Source organism: Helicobacter sp. MIT 01-3238, assembly GCF_003364135.1.
Classification (GTDB): Bacteria; Campylobacterota; Campylobacteria; order Campylobacterales; family Helicobacteraceae; genus Helicobacter_B.
On sequence record NZ_NXLN01000035.1, the window covers coordinates 1 to 19,039 of the forward strand.

The window sequence follows — 19,039 nt, forward strand, 5'->3', positions numbered from 1 at the left end:
CCAAACGCAACATCCACATATCTTTCTATCATATTACGCCCGCGATCTACCCCCACTACATGAAATGCACCAGTCACCAATCAAAAAGAGCCGGGGGGGGGGGGGGCCGATAATTCTCTAATCCCCACAAAAATCAACGCAAGATTGCAAACTCCCTCTACCCAAAAACCTAACAAACTTTATCTAGCTAATTCTGCCTCGCAAAAATCTAAGCAAGATTTTATGCAGGATTCTACCCAAAATCCTAAAAACGATTCTGCAAAAAATAATTCTGCCAAAAGGGATTCAGCTAAGAATGATTCCACAAAAGAAGTAGATAAAGAAGCAGATTTGGCAGATTCTGCTCTAGGGCAAACTACCAATGACACAAGCTACAATCTACAAAATCCACACCTTAGCGATGACTTCACAAAAGTGCTCAAAAACGACTTAAAAAATGACGACATAGAAACGCACATTTTAGAAAGAGTAATCACTTATGGCACGGCAAAATCTCAAAGAGAGATTTTTGATGAAAATGACAATATCGCTTCTGTGAGCGGGGAAGCACTCCAAAAGCTAAATATCCAAAATTCAAAAGATTTAAGCCAAGTGTTCTCTGGACTTTATATCACAAATTCAGGCGGTAGTGCGTATCCAAGTATCACTTTTAGGGGATTGCATACAAGCTATTATTATAGTCCTAGTATGCGGCTATATGTCGATGGTGTCCCACAAGATATTTTCTTTATCAATCAAGAGTTGCTAGATGTAGAAAATGTCGAAATTTTTAGAGGAATGAGTGGCACACTCTATGGCGAAAATGCCCAAGCAGGAATCATATCAATAAATTCAAACTTCATTAGCAACAAAACCAAAGCAACACTAAGCACAACTTTTGGCAATCTTGATAGAACCGTTATGGGCAGTGCAAGCGGGAGTATCATAAAGGACAAATTATATGCCAAGCTAAGTTTTAAGCATAGCGATTTTTTGGGACAACTAAAAGACTCGCAAACAGGGGCAAAAGCCGATACTTCTAGCTCAAATCTAGCTCGTGCTTCGTTTTCTTATGATGATGGCAAATATTATGCGGGGTTAGATTATTTTTTTGACAAAAGCACAAATCACGACTTTTTCTACCTAAGCGATAGTGAGCTAACAAACAAAGATAATCTTACGCATAATTTTGGCACTTATGGTGTGCCAAGTATTTATCGCAATATCCAAACCTACGCCCTAAAGGCAGGCTACCAAAGCGAAAATATCAATCTAAGAAATGTCTTTAGCGTGCAAGATAGACAAATGCCAATCACAAACTTTGGTAGCACTTGGGAAGAAAACCAAATGCAGTTTAGCGATGAGCTAAAAATCACCAAAACTTATGCAAATAACTCAACCTCTCTTTATGGGGCGTTTTTTCAATATAGTGATTTTAGGCATCATTTTGTCAAAGATAGCACTAGGCTAGGCGATAATAACGCGCTCAAAAACTTTGCGCTAGCATTTTTTAGCGACCACAAAATCATTTTGCCAACAAACTTTGAGATAAGTCTAGGTGTGCGCTACCAATACAACAATAACCACATAAACTACACAAAAGGCGTGGCAAGCACCAATAGCGTAAATAGCTTCTCTAGCAAGGTAGATTTTCACAATTACAGCCTAAGGGGTGCGCTTTCATACAATCTCTTTAATGACCATAAATTTTACATTTCTACTTCGCGTGGGTTTAAAACAGGTGGATTTCCAAATGCGATTTTTTCTCAAGGTTATAGCAATTATTTTAAGCCAGAGACAAACTACACCGCAGAAATCGGCTATAAGGGATTTTTTTGGCAAGATAGAATCTACATAAATGCGGATTATTTTTTACTCTATACGAAAAATCAACAATGGAATGTGCTAATCAATGACAATCCACCTCTTAGCGCGATAGGAAATCTAGGCAATCAAATCTCGCACGGATTTGAGTTTGAGGGGAAATTATACTTTTTGCGTGATAGCTTTTTTATGCTAAATTTTGCCTACATTGATGCAAGATATGCCAAAGGCACACGCGTGCCACGCACAGGACAAAATTTGGGCGGAATGCAAGTGCAGTTTTTGCCAAAATTTAGCCTAAATGCAAGCATAGATACGATTATTTGGCGCAGCAAAATAGCAAATATTTTTCTAAATGCCTCTCTATCGTTTTATTCTCGTATATATTTTTCTGAAACGCATAGATATTCTCAAGCACCTTACGCGCTGTTTAATTTTGGTGCAAGGGCAGAATTTAGCAAGTATCTAACACTCTCGCTAAGTGTTATGAATGCGACAAATACATTGTATGATTCCTATGGATACCTCACAACAGCAGGAGCGCGACAACACCAAATAGGAAAGCTAAGAAGCATAAGCGCAACACTTAGTGCGAAGTTTTAGCTACTTTTGAAATATTTGCAAAAAACGACAAAACACAACGCAAAATGAAAAAGCTAAAAAATATTGTCAAAAAACACCGCTCCAAACTTTTGGCATTGCATATTTATATTAGTTTATTTTTTGTTCCATTGGCACTAATGTATAAAATCACGGGAATCGTGTGTATATTTGGGTATTTTGGTGGAGTAGATAGGCAGGTGGTGGTATTAGATGAATTACAAAGGACATATTTGCAAGGATTTGACTTCCCGCTTGGGATACAATCTAAACCTAGCCAAAGAGAATCCGCTAGGGTGCAGATTTTGACACTTTTGGCACAATCCCAAAACATAAACCAAAATCTAGCTATTCCATTTAATACCCAAATCAAAGACTCTAGGGATAAAAATAGCTTCATACTTGGTGGGATAAATCATAGCATTGAAATCACAAAATCTAATCCTAACGAAATCATTATCTATCGTAATGATTTTTTGGCAAATCTTATGGCATTGCATTTTAATCGCGCTGGATTTTGGTTTGGCGTGCTGTCGTTTTGCTTTGTGGTGTTTATGGGGATTACTTACATTACGGGGCTTTTAATGTGTGATTTTAAGCGCAATGGCAAAAAATATACACTTACTATGTTGCTAGGTTTTGTCATAAGTGCGACACTAGGTGTGTATGGATTGGCATAATGCACCACCACAAAGGCAATGACAATTAAGGCAGGACAAGGACAAAGGATAAAGCAAAATCTAAAAATGCTTGGCACAAATTTGTAAGCATTTTTAGATTTTGTGAAAAAATAGTGTAAAATACAGCTTTTTAAGCTTCAACTTCAAGGCAAAATAACTAAGCAAAAAAATAAAAGCAATAGCGCGAAAAGCACGCAAAATGCAAAATAAGGACTTGGTATGCAAAATAAAAATCACCCACAAACAAAAAAAGAAGCGATGATAAGCAAAATCAAGCAGGCAAAGGGATTAAAGAAATTTTGGCTTTTTATCGTGTTTGGGGCGTTGCTTTTTCTAAGTGGGGGTTGCTCTATGGCAAATCCACCCAAATGGTTTCTAACCCCAAAAAGTGCTAGCGACACACTCTATGGACTAGGAATGGGAGATAGCCTAGCAAAAGCAAAAGCGCAAGCTGCAAATGATTTGGCTCAAAGCGTGCAAACCCAAGTAAAATCCAACATAAACATAACAAATAGCGCGATAAATGATAGCTTTGATTCTAGTGTGGAGCAAAATATCTCTCTTAGCACGGCAATGCTAGATTTGCAAAATCTAAAAATCACGCAAAAATCTCACTCAAAAGGCACATACTATGTCGAAGTCGCTATCGCCAAAAAAGACATAGCAATGCCGATAAAAGCGCGACTAGAGCAAGGGCTAGATAGGCTAGAATCTCTGCCAAAAACTTGTGCTACTCTAAGCCTAAAAGATTTTGCTTCCTTGCAAAAAGAGCTAAAAAACGCTAGAGAATCTAACGCTATCTTGCGAGCTTTGGGATTTGTGGGGGCGGATTTTGAAGCGTTTGAGGAGCTGCAAAAAGCAAATGCACCAAAGCCAAAGCTAAAAGTAGAGATAAACTCACGGGGCGAAAAATCTTTGCAAGGCGATAAGTCTGTGTTTTTGGGAGAGGTAGCGAAATTTGCGCGTATCACAAATGAGCCAAATACCTACAAGCTAGAGATTGAAGCTGCTCTATCAAGTGAGAGCAAAAGCACAAGGATAGAGCTAAAAGCTGTGATGAAAGATTGTGCAGACAATGTGATATGGGAAGCAAATTTTAGCGAAACCCAAGCAAATAAAAATCAAGCCATAAAACGCGCAGGTATCGTGCTGTATAAGAGGCTTTTAGATTTTAGTGGTGAAACGCAAGGTGGGATTCCTAAAATCTAGCCAAAATCTAAAACTTGCTTTTTTGCTTAGACTTTTGCTTGATTTTATAAAAAGTGCAAATTTTGAAAGCCTGCAAAAACGCACAAAATCACACCAAAATACACCCCAAAGTGCACAAAAGACAAGTGCAATCAAAAAATATGCAATTTTTTATTAGGATTTTGCAAAGATTTTTTAAAACCGCTCTATATCGGCAAAAATTACCACAAATTTGCCACAAAGTGCATATTTTGCAAATGTTTTTATTTCTTTGTGCTATAATTTTCACATTTTCCAAAAAACTAATGTTTTGGATTCTTGCGGATTCTTGCGTAGCTTTTTCGCAGGGTTTCTACCCAAAGATTCCCAAAAGATTTTTTGAATGCAAAGGATTTTAGATGGGTTTTGCAAAATATTTCATCGTTGGGCTTTTGGCAATCGGGCTTTTTGTCGGTGGAGCGTTTTTCGTGCGATTGGTAGAGCAAAAAGACAGCTTTCTTGGCAACAAAGAAAAATCCCACTTCTCACAAACTCTCACTTCACAAAAACAACTTCCTATTGAACTTTATGTCGGTGCATTTGGCTTCAAAGCGCAAAAAAAGGAGCTAAGCGCACAAGAAAAACAACTTATTAAAAGCACGCTCTCAAGTGTGCTAGAGCGAGTGAGAAAGGAGCAAAACTGCAATGGAGGGGAGTTTGATTTACAAAATGAAAATCAAGGCAATGCCGATAAAGAGCCAGATTTGCGCGGTGTGATAGAGTGCAAATTTGACAAAGAAGAGTTTAAAAACTATCAAGCGATGATAAAAGAAATTGATTATCTTGCGCTAAAAAGTGGCGTGGTATCTCTAGCAAACTACGGCATTGAGCCTATAATCACTAGCGAGCAGCTATCTATCTCAAGCAAAGAAGCATACGCAAATCTATCTCAAGAGATAAAGAAACAAAAAAGTGCCATAGAGGGTGGGTTTGGCGTGAAGTGTAGCGTGGAGCGTGTGGAGTTTTTTGATGATAGCTATCGGCAAAATCTGCAAGGACATCATAGTGCTGTGCTAAGCGATATGGGAGCAAATGCCATAAATGGCGCAAATGCAGGTAGCAAAAGAGAATCTAGCCTAGATGATTTTACGCTTCCTTTGCAAAGTAGCAAAAATGTCGAGTTTAAGTCTTTCATCTCGTTTCAATGCAAGTAATTTTGGCAGATGATTTAATATTAAGATTTTGCAAAATGATTTGCCAAAGTCTATATAAAAAAATCTAGGGGTAGTGAGGCAATGCGCTTTAACACAGAACTAGAACATATCGCCACTTATCAAGCGGGCAAACCCATAGAGGAGGTGGTGCGAAATTTTGGCTTAAAAGAGAGTGATATTATCAAGCTAGCTAGCAATGAAAATCCTTTCTCTAGCTCACCACGCGTGATAGAAGCACTGCAAGCAAATGCCAAAAAAGCTCATCTCTACCCTGATGATTCTATGCTAGCACTAAAAGAAGCATTAGCGCAGCGATTTGGCGTGGGAGTAGAAAATCTAATCATAGGCTCTGGTAGCGACCAAGTCATCGAAATGTGCGTGAGGGCAAAAGAAAACGCACACGATAAATCAGACAAAGCCAAGAATGAAACACACAAAAGCCAAGAAAACACGCAAAAGCCAGCCGTCCTTATGTCTGGCGTTACATTTGCTATGTATGAGATATATGCCAAAATCGCGGGCTTTAGGATTCTCCGCACACAGAGCAACTTCCACAATCTAGCCGAATTTGAAGCCAAGCTAGAACCTAACCCTGAAATTATTTTCCTATGCGTGCCAAACAACCCGCTAGGAGAGTGCCTAAATGCAAAGCAAGTCTATGAGTTCTTAGAGTGTGCTAAAAGCAAATCCTCTCAAAGCCTTGTGCTTATTGATGGGGCGTATCAAGAGTTTGCTTCTTTTAAAGATTCTGCCAAAGCTATCTCTCCGCAAAAAATCACTCAATGCTTTCCAAATGCTATCTATCTAGGCACTTTTTCTAAGGCTTATGGACTAGGTGGTATGCGCGTGGGATATGGCATAGCAAGTGCGGAGATTATCGCTGTGTTGCACAAAGTGCGCCCACCTTTTAATATCACTACTCTTAGCCTTATCGCTGCTATTGAGGCACTTAAAGATGATGATTTTATAAAAAACTGCATAAGAGAGAATTTTAATCAAATGAAGCGGTATGAGGATTTTGCAGTGTCTAAAAATATAGAATATATCCCCTCTTTTACAAATTTTATCACTTTTGTTTTGCCAAAGGAGATAGATTCTAGCGAAGTGTGTGAGCGACTTTTGAGGGAGGGCATAATTATCCGCAATCTAGCAAGCTACAAAATGAATGCTTGCAGAATCACTATCGGACTAGATTCTCAAAACACACGAGTGTTGCAGTGCCTAGATAGAGTATTATCAAGCGTGCAAAAAGCATAAAATAGCAAAAACAACAAAAAGGATAGCAAGTGGATGCAAAAGTATTTTTAGAGAGTGTGCACAAAATTTATAGCAAACTCAACAAAAAACAGCGCATTGTCATTGCCACTACGCTAGTGATTTTAATCGCGTTTTTTGTGTTTTTGGTTGTGTTTTCGGGCAAAAAAACCCAAAGCGAATACGGCGTGCTATTTGATAAGCTAGATTCTGCGGATAATGCGCTGATTTTGGACTACCTAAAAGAAAAGCAGATTCCTTATAGAATCCCACGCAATGATGTTATTGAGATTCCCGCAGAGCGCGTGGCAGAAGAGCGTATCGAGCTAGCCGCACGAGGAATCCCCAAAACCTCCAAAGTAGGCTTTGAAGTCTTTGATACCAATGACATTGCTGCGACAGATTTTACCCAGCAAGTGAAGTTTTTGCGCGCCACAGAGGGCGAGCTAACGCGCACGATTGAGGCACTAGAGCCGATTTTTAAAGCAAGCGTGCAAATTGCAAATCCAAAAGAAAGTCTTTTTGTCTCTACTTCTGTGCCACCCACAGCCGCAGTTATGGTGCAGATAAAGCCCGGCGCACAGCTTTCATCATTTCAAATCACAGGGATAAAAAACCTCGTATCTGCTGCTATCCCCAAGCTCACTCCCGAAAATGTCAAAATCGTAGATAGCAATGGTATGCCTCTAGGCGAGGATAATGAACTACTTGGGCTAAATGAAGTGCTAAAGCAACAATATGCTTTCGTGCATAAAGAGGAGCAAAAAAAGGCAGATGATATTGTGCGCTTGCTAAGTCCGCTTGCAGGTGGTGCTAGCAAGGTGGTGGCTATCGTGCATTTGCAATATGACTTTAGCCAGAGAGAATCTGTAAAGCAGACTTTTGACCCTACCCAAGTCCTCCCACGCGCACAGAGGGACTACGAAAAGCACAAAGTAGGACCGGGAGAGAAGCGCATAGGTGGAATCCCGGGCGTAGAATCAAACATAGGACCTGTGCAGGATTTGGATAATGAAAATGGACTCACAAAAGAAGATGAAAGCGAAACAATCGTAAATAACGAAATAGGCAATGAAACCATAAAGACGAAGTTTTCGCCCGGTGAGCCTATTCGTATGACTGCTTCTGTGCTGATAAATGGCGAGCAGCAGCTCACTACGAATGAAAATGGCGATGAAGTGCTAGAATATGTGCCTTTTACCCCAGAGCGCATAGCAAAGCTAGAAAAACAAGTCCAAGATGCTATCGGCTATAATGCAAATAGAGGGGATTCTGTAACGGTTTCTGATTGGGATTTTTCTAAAAATGAGCGGCTAAAAGCCCCACAAACTTTTGTAGAAAAAGCTACCGCACTTATTGCGCAATACATTCCGTTGCTAAAATATGTCATCATCGCTGTGATTATTTTCATATTCTACAAGAAAGTCATCGCTCCATTTGCAGAGAGAATGCTAGAAATGCAAGATGCAGAGGAGGACAAAGTCGAGTCGCTATTTGAAGTCGATGATGATGATGATGAGCTTACTTCGCGCTTTGGCGATATGAAAAAGCGCATAGAAGACCAGCTTGGGCTTAGTGGCGCAGGATTTAGCGAAGATGAAGTCAAATACGAAGTATTGCTAGAAAAAATCCGCGCTCTTATCCAAGAAAAGCCCGAAGAAGTTGCTTCTCTTTTCCAAAAACTTATCCACGATGAGATAGGCACACCCACAGAGCGCACAAGCTAGATTTTAGCTAGAATCTAATTTGTCTAAAATAGCCGATTTAGATTCTAGCCAAGCACGACAAAAACAAAAAAGCAAAAATCTTAAGGAGACAAAATGGCACTAAACCAACGACAAAGGGCGCAATATGATGAACTCTCAATGAGTGAAAAAATCGCCATTTTGCTTATTCAGGTGGGCGAGGAACTCACTAGCGAGATTTTCAAAAATCTTGATATTGATGGAATCACAGAAATTTCGCGACAGATTATGCAGCTAAAAGGCACAGATAAAGCCATAGGTGGCGCAGTTATTGAGGAATTTTATGCGATATTTCAATCAAATCAATATATCAATACAGGTGGTTTGGATTACGCACGAGATTTGCTTACAAAAGCATTGGGACCAGAAGAAGCCAAGCGGATTATGGATAAGCTGGCTAAGACTATGCAGTCTGCCAAAAACTTCGCTTATCTCTCAAAAGTCCGCCCGCAGCAGCTTGCAGACTTTATTGTCAACGAACACCCTCAAACTATCGCACTTATATTGGCTCATATGGATGCCACAAGTGCAGCAGAGACTTTGGGGCAGTTTAGCGATGACAATACACGCGCAGAAATCGCCATTCGTATGGCAAATCTAGGCGATATATCGCCAAATGTCGTAAAAAGGGTATCCACCGTGCTAGAAAACAAACTAGAATCACTCACAAGCTACAAAGTCGAAGTAGGCGGACCTCGCGCCGTTGCCGAAATGTTTAACCGACTAGGGCAAAAAGCAGCAAAAGCCACGCTAGCATATATTGAGCAAATTGATGAGCAGCTAGCAAGTGAAATCAAAGAAATGATGTTTACATTTGAAGACATTATCGGACTTGATAAAAATGCTATTAGAGAGATTCTAAAAGTCGCGGACAAAAAAGACCTCACTATGGCTCTAAAGTCCGCCCCAGATATGCTAAAGCAAAAATTCCTAGAGCAAATGTCATCGCGTGCTAGCGAGCAGTTTGTCGAGGAAATGCAGTTCTTGGGTGCGGTTAGAATGCGTGATGTCGAAGCTGCACAGCGCAAAATTGTCGAAGTAGTCCAAACCCTTAGCGAACAAGGCGTAATCCAAGTAGGTGGAGATGACGATGTCCTTGTCTAGTTTTGGCGAAGAAAACCTTATCGCAAAAGACCGTGCTAGCAAGCACAAAATCACGCGCTATGAGTTTAGCCCTATTGTGATTGATGAGCCAGATTCCACAAAAGAATCTATCATTGAGGAGCAAATCCCGCAAATCCCAAAAGATGACCCGTTGGAGAAAGAGTTGATAGAAAAATTGCTAGGCAAAATCGATGAGCTATCCACTTCGCTTGTCAAACTTCAACTTCAGTTTGAAAAACAACAGCAAGAAATGGAAGCCCAAATCACTACCGCTCGAAATGACGCATACAAAGACGGGCTACGAGATGGCGAGGAAAAAATAAAAACACAATTCCAAGATGAAATCCAAAAAGAAAAAACCTCTCTTATTGATTCTGCTATCACGCTTGGGAATGCGATGAAAAACTCTGAAACCCATCTGCGTGAGCTAGAAAAAGAGCTAAGTGGCATAGCCGTAGACATTGCCAAAGAAGTCGTAGCAAAGGAAGTCGATAAAGATTCTAGCGCGGTAGCAACTGCGCTAGCAAAGGAGCTTTTGGGCTCTATTGCCAATGCCACAGATATTCATCTGCGAGTAAATCCGCAGGATTTAAAAGAGCTACAAGAAGCCTTGCAAGACTATCCAAAGCTAAAAATACAAGCAGATAATGCAATCACAAAAGGTGGCGTGATAATCGATAATGGTGGGGGAATCATCGATGGCACTATCTCAAATCGCTACAAGACTTTGAAGCAATCCGTGCTAGAAAATCTAAAAGACTAACTGCAAATACCACAAACACCAAAACCTAGCCTAGAAAGAATCCAAAAATGCCTAGTAGCCACACAAACAAGACACAATATAAACTTCCTAAAAAACCCATAGAATATATGGACATAGCCGAGCTATACGAGCTTGCAGAGATTTTGCGAAATAGGATTTTAGAAGTGGTAAGCCACAATGGAGGGCATCTAAGCTCTTCTTTGGGTGCGGTGGATATTATCGTGGCTATGCACTATGTGTTTGGCAAAAAGCACAATCCATTTATTTTTGATGTTTCTCATCAAGCCTACGCGCACAAACTTCTAAGCGGGCGGTTTGAGGAGTTTGATACACTTAGGTGCTTTGGTGGGATTAGCGGATTTTGCAACCCTAAAGAATCAGATGCGGATTATTTCATCGCTGGGCATAGCTCTACTTCGATTTCGCTAGGTGTGGGTGTGGCAAAGGCTTACAAGCTAGAGGGCAAAAACGGCTTGCCTGTGGTGCTTATAGGCGATGGCAGTATGAGTGCGGGGCTGACTTATGAAGCACTAAATGAGCTAGGCGATAGAAAATACCCAATGGTAATAATCCTAAATGACAATGAAATGAGTATCGCTCGCCCCATTGGCGCGATTAGTAAGCATTTATCCCATCTCATTTCTCACCCTATGTATCAGTCATTTCGCAATTTTACTAAGAAGTTTTTGGAGAAAATGCCTGATTCTGCTAGCTATCTAGCAAAGCGTGTAGAGGAGAGTTTTAAGCTAATTACCCCGGGGATTTTGTTTGAGGAAATGGGGATTAGCTACATAGGACCAATCGATGGACATAAGCTAGAAGAGCTTGTGTTTTGCCTAAAAAGAGCGCGAGAAATGGAGCGACCCGTAGTTGTGCACGTCCAAACCATAAAAGGCAAGGGCTACAAAATCGCAGAGGGACCTTATGAGAAATGGCACGGAGTGGGTGCATTTGACTTAGAGACGGGCTTACCGCTAAAAAAACCAAGTCAGCTAAAGCCACCCACAGAAGTGTATTCTAACACACTTTTTGAGCTAGCAAAAAGTGATAAAAAAGTCGTAGGAATCACTGCTGCTATGCCCGGGGGTGTGGGACTAGGCAAACTTATGGATTTATACCCTGATAGATTTTGGGATGCGGGGATTGCCGAGCAGCACTGCGTAACCTCTATGGCAGCAATGGCAAAAGAGGGGTTTATCCCTTTTGTAAGCATTTACTCGACATTTTTACAAAGAGCATTTGACCAGATTATCCACGATGTGGGGATTTTAGCCTTGCCTGTGAGATTTAGCATAGATAGAGCGGGAATCGTAGGCGAAGATGGCGAAACTCATCAAGGGCTTTTTGACATTGCATATTTGCGGATAATCCCAAACTTCACGCTTTTTGCTCCGCGTGATAATGCCACCCTCATTGAAGCAGTAAATTTTGCTTATGGCTTTAGCAAATCCCCTTGTGCGTATCGCTATCCTCGTGGTAGCTTTGTGCTAGATACGCTAGAATCAGTCTCTTATCCACCTAGTGCGTTTGCTATGGGCAAATGCGAAGTGCTAAAGCAGGGCAAAGAAATCCTACTTATCGGCTATGGAAATGGTGTAGGCAGGGCGCACTTAGTGCAAAGAGAACTAGAACTTCTAGGTTTTGCTCCTAGCTTGGTGGATTTGCGCTTTGTCAAACCACTTGATAGAGAGATTATACACATTGTTGAGGAGCATTCTATCGCGTTTGTGTTTAGTGATAGCTACAAGCAAGGGGGCGTAGCAAGCGCGATAAGTGAACTACTAAATGAGTGTGGCGTATGCAAGCCTATCGTTAGCTTTGAGCTAGATTGTGGATTTGTCCCGCACGGCAGTGTAGCTGATATAGAAAAGCACTTAGGCATTGATAGTGCTTCTCTCATCTCACGCACGATTGAAGTGCTAGACAAATACGGAATCACTCATAGCGCAGAGTCTAAGTCCTCTTAAAAGCAAAGCAATGATTGATTTTGGAGAAGACAAAATGACTTCACAAAGTAGCGATTCAAATGCTAAAAATGTTGGCGAAGTGCGGGAATTTGATTTTGGCAAGGCACAAGATTTTGGCAAAAATTTTGTCAAAGCAAAAAGTTGTAGTCAAACAAAAATCGCAACCAAAGATTTTAGCTTTGAGTTTGTGCCAAGTGCGTGCAAAGAATGCGGTGGCAAATGTTGTGTGGGCGAGAGTGGATATATATTTCTTAGCCTAAGCCAAGCAGAAGCGATTGCAGATTTTTTGCACCTTTCACTAGAGGATTTTGCTAGGAAATATTTGATAAAGGTTGGGTATCGATTCTCACTTATTGAGAAGCGATATGAAAATGGCTTTGCGTGCGTGTTTTTTGATGAAGTGAAAAAATCCTGCCAAATCTATCCGCTTCGCCCAAAGCAATGCGTAGATTTTCCTTTTTGGGATAAAATGAGGGGCAAGAAGTGCGAGGATTTGGGAGAGCTTTTTGCTTTGTGTAGGGGGGTAAGAAATCCTGCTAATAGCGTAGATTCTCTCATAGACACAAAAGATTGCGCTATGAAGTGAGATTTTGCGCGAAAAATCACAAGAGAATTTTATTATCCATTTCTTAAGGAATCAAGGTGAAAACACACTCACAAAGCACACAAATCCCAAAATATAGCAAAGGCAGTGCAAAAGGCGCGAAGTGCGCCCTTGCAAGATTTGCCTTCTCTTGCGCTATGTCTTGTGTCTGTATCTGTGGTGTGCTAGCAGAGCCTACCAGCACAAAAAACGCACAAAAAGACGCGACAGCAAACACAACAAAATCCACACCAAATGAAGCCACACCGCCTAAAAAAACAAAAACTACCGATGAAGAATCCGCCTTTGCCTCCTCTATACAAGACTCCAAAACCACGACCGCTCAAATCACCCTAAGACAGCCTTATAACGACTTAGAAACCGCGCTTCCTAGCGAGGATTTTGGCGAGAATTTCACTCTGCCTAAGATTGCAGATTCTAGTATGGATTTGCTACTTTTGCAGGGGGCTGATGATTTGTATCATAGTAATTTTGCCGAGTCTTTAGAGAATTTTTTGCTTTTGTATGACAAGACAAAAGAGCCCTACTATGCCAAGCTAGCTGCCCAAGCCGCACTTGGCAAAGGCGATATACAAACCGCCTTTAGCCTAGCAAATCTCTATGTAGAGCAAAGTGGTGATGAAAACGATGTCATCATCAATAAGATTTTGGCCGATGCTTTTGTGCAAAATGGACAGATGGACAAAGCAATCATCGCCCTAGAAAAAGTCAAAAAGCTAGAAGATACAGACGCACTAAATGATGTCCTAGCAAATCTATATATGCTCCAAAAACAGCTGCCAAAAGCCCTAAGCCTCTTTGAGGAGCTGTATGAGAAAACCAAAAACCCAGAAGTGCTAAAAAAGATTTTAGTCATATTTCTATCCCAAGAAAAAACCCAAAAAGCGTTGGGGGTTTTAAGCGAGCATTTGCTAAGCGAGGGATGCGAGGATTTGTTTTGCGAGGAGGCGTTGAGCTTTTATGTCGACTCAAATGCGCTAAATATGGCAAAGGCGGTGTTTGAGAAAATCTACCAAAAATCCCCCACCATTCCCAATGCCACAAACTATATGCGTGTCCTAGTCGCACTCAAGCAATACCAAGAAGCACAAGGCATAGCCCAAAGTTTCCCATTTGACCAAGGGCTTTTGCTAGATTTGTATGTGATGCAAGGGGATTTTGAAAAAGCGCGTGATTTGAGTGCCCAAATCTACGCCCAAAGCAAAAATCCTAGATTTTTGGCACTAGAGGCGATATATGGACTAGGAGAGGGTGAGATAGCAAAAGAATCCGCCATAGAGGCAATCAAAAAGCTAGAAAAGTCTATCAAAGAGCGCAAAAAAGAACTCCAATCAAACAAGCAAAAGCCCACCAATCAAGATGCGTTTTTTTATAATTTCTGCGGATATTTGATGATAGATTTTGACATAGACATAAAAAAGGGAATCGAATATGTCAAAGAAGCACTGCTTGTTGAGCCATACTCGATTTCCTACATTGACTCGCTTGCGTGGGGGTATTATAAGCTCGGGGATTGTGCCAAAGCAAGCCAGACATTTGGGCAAATCCCGCAAAATCGTGTCGAAAAAGAGCCCGAGCTAAAAGCGCACTCTATGCAGATAAATGCTTGCAGGAAGTAGGCTAAAGGCTTTATTTTAGGTGGTTTTTTGAAAATCCGTTTTGCAGATAGTGCAAAAAACTTAAATAGAATAGATATTTTGCTTGCGCTTAAGCAAGACAAATACTTTGATTTGTGTGAAAACTTCTTTAAGCCCCCTCCCTTGCGGAGGGAGCTTAAAGAAAAGCAAAATCCACACAAAACACCTAAGATTTGCCAATATTTCCCCGATATTTCCCAAGTTTTTGGCATTTTTTTTGTTTGTGTTTGTTATAATTTGCACAAAGTATAAAGGATAGTGATGCCTAAATTAGACGGACTAAAAGAGGACTTAGGATATTTTAAGTTTTGTTTTGGGATTGTTGTTGCCACTTTTTTGGCACTCTCTGGCTGGATAGCCACAAACTACAACAAAGCTGAAATGTGGCTGGTAATATCCGCCTTGATTACTGCGCTAGTGTTTGCCGCACTTGCGATATTTCTCAATGCCAAAATGAGAAATATCATAAAAGATATTTACAAAAGAAAAAAGGAGAAATAATGGAATATTATGTCTTTGGCTCAATTTTTTTGGCATTTTTGGGAATCGCTTATAGCATTTTTAGTGCTACTTTGGAAGACAATTAGATTTCAATAAGCCAAACAAATACAAAACAAATCCCCTAAAAAGGAGCAAAAATGAAACACAACAAACTTAACGAAATATTACGACAAATCACAAAATCAAAAAAAGCAAAATCTAGTGCACTGCTTCTAGCACCTGCTTTGCTAGCAAACGCGCTTTTTGCCCTAGAGTTTGGCGGGGTGGGCAATGTCTCTGCTGGTATGGGTGGCGCAGGTGTCGCGCTCAAGCAGTCCCAATGGACTCTCTACTACAACCCAGCCCTACTAGGAATCGTAAATAAATCTAGCTTCGGGTATAGCTTCGGTGCGGAGTATAAAGAGACAAACTTGCTAGCTGCTACAAACATAGATAGAAACAATATTGAGGAAATGTATAAGGAGCTAGATGGGCTATTTAAAGGCACTGCTACAAATAACAGTAGGGGGGGGGGTAGCCAGCCTGTTGTAAGTGGTAGAAGTGCTACTCCGCAAAATGTCGCCCCACAAGCAAATAGCAAAAATTTGCAATTAAGTGGAGCGTTTGGCGATGTGGTGAGAAATCTACTAGGCAAAGGAAGTAGTGATACCGTAACAGATAGTGATTTGACAGAATATCTAAAAAAACACGGAGGAGGAGAGAATCCTAGCAGTGTAGATGAAGCTTTGCAAAAAATGTCATCTAGTGATTTTGAGGGGGTAAAAAAGGATTTGGAAGCCGCTATCAAAAAGACAGAGGGCACACACCCTGATAGTGGGCTAGGCATACTAGCTGGCATCGTAAGCGGGCTTACTCCCGAAAATCTAAAAGGTGCGCTAGAGCAAGTAGGAAGCGGAGAGAATATCGACATAACAGGGCTACTTAGCAAAATGGGCGGAATCACACTTAAAGCTGGCTCTAGCTCTACGCTAAATACATTTCTAAAAGATATGGAAACCATAAATGGCATAATAGCGCAAAATGATTTAAATGTATCCACGCAAAATGGGCTTATCATCACTTATAGTGGCAAGGACAACAATTGGGGAATCTCGCTAGGGCTACTTGCTAGTGCGTATGCTAATGCCCACGCCGACATAGACAAAACACACAATCAAATCATCATAAAATCAGGTAGCGACTACTATGGCATAAGTGTGGGCAGCGGTGGTGTAACGATAGACAAATCAGATGAAACAAAATATAATGACTCATCAATCCTCACAGGAAATCATCACATAACCTCAAATGCGATTGCGTTTGGCGAGCTACCTATCGGCTATGGATATGCGTGGCATAGCAGAGCTGGGACATTTGGGCTTGGGCTAGCTGGCAAATATATCCACGCAGCGGGCTATATCCTAGAAGCTAGCGGTAGCTATGATAGCATAGGCAAAGCTATCAGCTTCAACTCCAAAGACATCGTGCAGACTTCTACTTGGGGCGTGGATGTGGGGCTTGTCTATGTGCCGACATTTTCCAAAAACCTAATCTTTGGCTTGGTAGGCAAAAATCTAAACGCACCCAAAATCAAAACAAACAAAAAAACTATCGAGCTAAATCGACAAGTAAGGGCGGGGGTAAGCTACTCTTTGTGGAAAGAGCGCATAGTATTTGCGCTAGATGCGGACTTGCTAGCAAACCAAACGCTTTCCACCGTGCGCCCATACTCACAGATGATAGGTGGGGGCGTGATGTTTGACTTTAAGTATGTGGATTTGCGATTTGGCAGTATGTATGACTTCCGCGACACGACAAAAGAGGGCGTAATCCTAACGGGCGGTATCAATATACTAGGATTTTTAGACATTGCTGTGCAAAGCAATCTAAACCTAACGAGTATCCCACAAATATCTAAAAATCTACAACTCCCAAGCTATCTAAATGTCAAAATCGGCGGCGGCTTTAGCTGGTAGGGGGGATTTTTGGAGGGATTTTTAGAATTTTTGCGGGGTTTGTGATTTTTTGGAGGCGGATTGATTCCCGTCATTTGCGAGAAAGTGAGCGAAGCGAAGTTTCTTTAGTAACCCAAATGCTACTTCGTCATTGCGAGCGAGCAAAGCGAGCGTGGCAATCTATGTCTTTATCCGTCATCGCGAGACTTGACGAAGTCAAGTCGTGGCAATCTATTTTCTGCGTCAATCGTGTTTGATTTTGGATTACTAAAGAAACTTCACTTCGTTTGTTTTGCGTAGCAAATTCGTGGCAATCTATAATGTTCGCTAATGTTTCTTGTGGATTGCCACGCTCACTTCGTTCGCTCGCAATGACGGTGGTGGCATAGATTGCCACAATTTTTCTAAAGAAACTGCGCTACGCTTGTTTTCTAAAGAAACTACGCTTCGCTTGTTTTACTAAAGAAACTTCGCTTCGCTTGTTTTGCCACGCAAGTTTTGCGACTTGCTAGCAATGACAAAACCCACCCACAAAAATACCAAAAATCCCACAAAAACTTACCCAAACTCCCTCAAAGTCTCCAAAATCAGCTCTCTATCTATATCATCTCGTATATCCACGCCGCCGATTCCGCGTGGCAGGACAAGCGTGATTTTCCCGCCCTTTGATTTTTTGTCCAAAAACAGCTTTTCATAAAACTCCTCTACACTATCGATTTTGTAGTCAAAGTCTAGCCCAAACTTGCTTAGCGCACTATCTATGCGCTGCACTTGCTCGTGTGAGAGATTGCCTAGCTTTAGTGCGAGCGCGTTTGCCATACGCATACCCATAGCCACTGCCTCGCCGTGCAAAAACTTCGTATAGTGCGTGAGGTTTTCGATAGCGTGCCCGAAAGTATGTCCGTAGTTTAGCCCCGCGCGGATTCCCGCTTCTTTTTCGTCTTTTTGGACGACTGCAGATTTTAGCTCTATGGCTTTTTTGATATGCGGGGCTAGGCTATCTAGGAAATCTAGTGCATTTATATAGCCCGATACCTCCAAGCATTCTAAATCCTCAAACGCTTTTTCCTCAAAGCACACGGCGATTTTTATCATCTCGGCTATGCCTGCGCGTAGCTCACGCACGGGCAGTGAGCGCAAAAAGTGCGTATCGACAAACACCGCCTTTGGCTGATGAAAAAGCCCCACTAGATTTTTACCATAAGCGTTGTTTATCCCGCATTTGCCACCCACAGAGGCATCTACTTGGGCTAGCAAAGTCGTGGGGATACTCACAAAGCTGATTCCGCGCTCATAGATTCCGCTTGCAAAGCCCACTATGTCGCTTACTATCCCGCCACCTAGCGAAATCATAAGCGACTTTCTATCTAGCTTGTTTGCAAAGGCAAAGTCCAAAATCCCCTCGATGCTAGACATATTTTTGTGCACTTCGCCGTCCTCTACGCAGTAAGTCAAAATCTCAAAATCATTGCCACCTTTTGTGGTGTGTTTTTTTAGCGATTCTTGCAGATAGGGCAAGTAGATGGACTTTATCAGCTCATTTGTGATAAGCAGGATTTTGGTGGGCTTTAGCGTGGTAAGTGTGTCGCGCAGATGCTCGCGCAGGGGGGCTATGTGTATGGGGTAGCTGAAGTCTTGTTTTGTGAAGTCTAGGTGTAGGGTTGGCATTGTGCTTCCTTTGGTGTTGTGCTGATTTGTCGCTGTGGTAATTTGGTATTTTTGGTTTGTGCCTTGCTTTGCGTGCTTTGATTTTGCTTTGTGTTTTGTTTTTGCACTTGGCTTTATGCTTTGACTTTACGCTTTTATCCGTGCAAAATAAAATAACGGATTTTATCAAAAATTTGTGTATATGCTTGTATTGTGCTTTATATGTGGGGTAATTTTTAGCGTGTGCAAATCTGCTTAGATTTTGTAAAACGCCTTTTGAATATTTCTCTCTCGCTTAAGTATGATAACGCACATTACGAAAGCGAAATATCTCAATGCGGATTTGTCATATTGTGAGCTTTTGCAAAAAGCGAAATATCCAAAAAAGCACTTCTTGTAAATTTACATTTTTTTTTTTT

The 19,039-nt window shown here is 41.2% G+C and carries 16 protein-coding genes; 13 read left to right on the forward strand and 3 right to left on the reverse strand.

Going from position 1 to position 19,039, the window contains the following annotated elements:
* The first annotated feature begins 144 nt into the window (after positions 1-144).
* From CQA40_RS09860 to traF, 13 genes are all read left to right on the forward strand, one after another.
* Positions 145-2,406: a TonB-dependent receptor gene (locus CQA40_RS09860; RefSeq protein WP_147290202.1), complete on the forward strand. Its 2,262-nt coding sequence runs from the start codon at positions 145-147 to the stop codon at positions 2,404-2,406.
* Positions 2,407-2,450: 44 nt separating this feature from the next.
* Positions 2,451-3,083, forward strand: coding sequence for a hypothetical protein (locus tag CQA40_RS09865; RefSeq protein ID WP_115520671.1), 633 nt, complete (start codon positions 2,451-2,453; stop codon positions 3,081-3,083).
* A gap of 219 nt (positions 3,084-3,302) precedes the next feature.
* Positions 3,303-4,292, forward strand: coding sequence for an LPP20 family lipoprotein (locus CQA40_RS09870; RefSeq protein WP_115520672.1), 990 nt, complete (start codon positions 3,303-3,305; stop codon positions 4,290-4,292).
* A 377-nt stretch (positions 4,293-4,669) separates the two neighbouring features.
* Positions 4,670-5,464: a hypothetical protein gene (locus CQA40_RS09880; RefSeq protein WP_115520674.1), complete on the forward strand. Its 795-nt coding sequence runs from the start codon at positions 4,670-4,672 to the stop codon at positions 5,462-5,464.
* 81 nt (positions 5,465-5,545) lie between these two features.
* A complete protein-coding gene (gene hisC, locus CQA40_RS09885; RefSeq protein WP_115520675.1) occupies positions 5,546-6,721 on the forward strand; it encodes a histidinol-phosphate transaminase in 1,176 nt (391 codons plus the stop codon).
* Between the two features lie 29 nt (positions 6,722-6,750).
* Positions 6,751-8,445, forward strand: a complete 1,695-nt coding sequence (fliF, locus tag CQA40_RS09890; RefSeq protein ID WP_115520676.1) for a flagellar basal-body MS-ring/collar protein FliF — start codon at positions 6,751-6,753, stop codon at positions 8,443-8,445.
* Between the two features lie 93 nt (positions 8,446-8,538).
* Positions 8,539-9,567 (forward strand): flagellar motor switch protein FliG, encoded by a 1,029-nt coding sequence (fliG, locus tag CQA40_RS09895; protein ID WP_023927388.1) that lies wholly within the window; start codon positions 8,539-8,541, stop codon positions 9,565-9,567.
* On the forward strand, positions 9,548-10,330 hold the full coding sequence (gene fliH, locus CQA40_RS09900) for a flagellar assembly protein FliH (RefSeq protein ID WP_258864541.1): 783 nt from the start codon (positions 9,548-9,550) through the stop codon (positions 10,328-10,330). Before fliG ends, fliH begins: the two co-directional genes overlap by 20 nt.
* A gap of 107 nt (positions 10,331-10,437) precedes the next feature.
* A complete protein-coding gene (gene dxs, locus CQA40_RS09905; RefSeq protein WP_115520683.1) occupies positions 10,438-12,297 on the forward strand; it encodes a 1-deoxy-D-xylulose-5-phosphate synthase in 1,860 nt (619 codons plus the stop codon).
* A gap of 157 nt (positions 12,298-12,454) precedes the next feature.
* The gene (locus CQA40_RS09910; RefSeq protein ID WP_408941423.1) at positions 12,455-12,883 is read left to right on the forward strand and encodes a YkgJ family cysteine cluster protein; all 429 of its coding nucleotides are present in this window, start codon (positions 12,455-12,457) and stop codon (positions 12,881-12,883) included.
* 56 nt (positions 12,884-12,939) lie between these two features.
* Positions 12,940-14,520, forward strand: coding sequence for a lipopolysaccharide assembly protein LapB (locus tag CQA40_RS09915; protein WP_115520678.1), 1,581 nt, complete (start codon positions 12,940-12,942; stop codon positions 14,518-14,520).
* Between the two features lie 279 nt (positions 14,521-14,799).
* Positions 14,800-15,039 (forward strand): hypothetical protein, encoded by a 240-nt coding sequence (locus CQA40_RS09925; protein ID WP_115520680.1) that lies wholly within the window; start codon positions 14,800-14,802, stop codon positions 15,037-15,039.
* A 137-nt stretch (positions 15,040-15,176) separates the two neighbouring features.
* Positions 15,177-16,994: a conjugal transfer protein TraF gene (gene traF / locus CQA40_RS09930; protein WP_115520681.1), complete on the forward strand. Its 1,818-nt coding sequence runs from the start codon at positions 15,177-15,179 to the stop codon at positions 16,992-16,994.
* 127 nt (positions 16,995-17,121) lie between these two features.
* On the opposite strand, the gene CQA40_RS10915 is transcribed toward traF, so the two are convergent.
* The 3 genes from CQA40_RS10915 to CQA40_RS11740 form a co-directional block, all read right to left on the reverse strand.
* Complete coding sequence (locus tag CQA40_RS10915; protein WP_147290203.1) at positions 17,122-17,370, reverse strand: hypothetical protein; 249 nt, start codon at positions 17,368-17,370, stop codon at positions 17,122-17,124.
* A 161-nt stretch (positions 17,371-17,531) separates the two neighbouring features.
* Complete coding sequence (gene aroB, locus CQA40_RS09935) at positions 17,532-18,641, reverse strand: 3-dehydroquinate synthase (RefSeq protein WP_115520682.1); 1,110 nt, start codon at positions 18,639-18,641, stop codon at positions 17,532-17,534.
* Positions 18,623-18,748, reverse strand: coding sequence for a hypothetical protein (locus tag CQA40_RS11740; protein WP_258864543.1), 126 nt, complete (start codon positions 18,746-18,748; stop codon positions 18,623-18,625). Before CQA40_RS11740 ends, aroB begins: the two co-directional genes overlap by 19 nt.
* Positions 18,749-19,039: the final 291 nt, after the last annotated feature.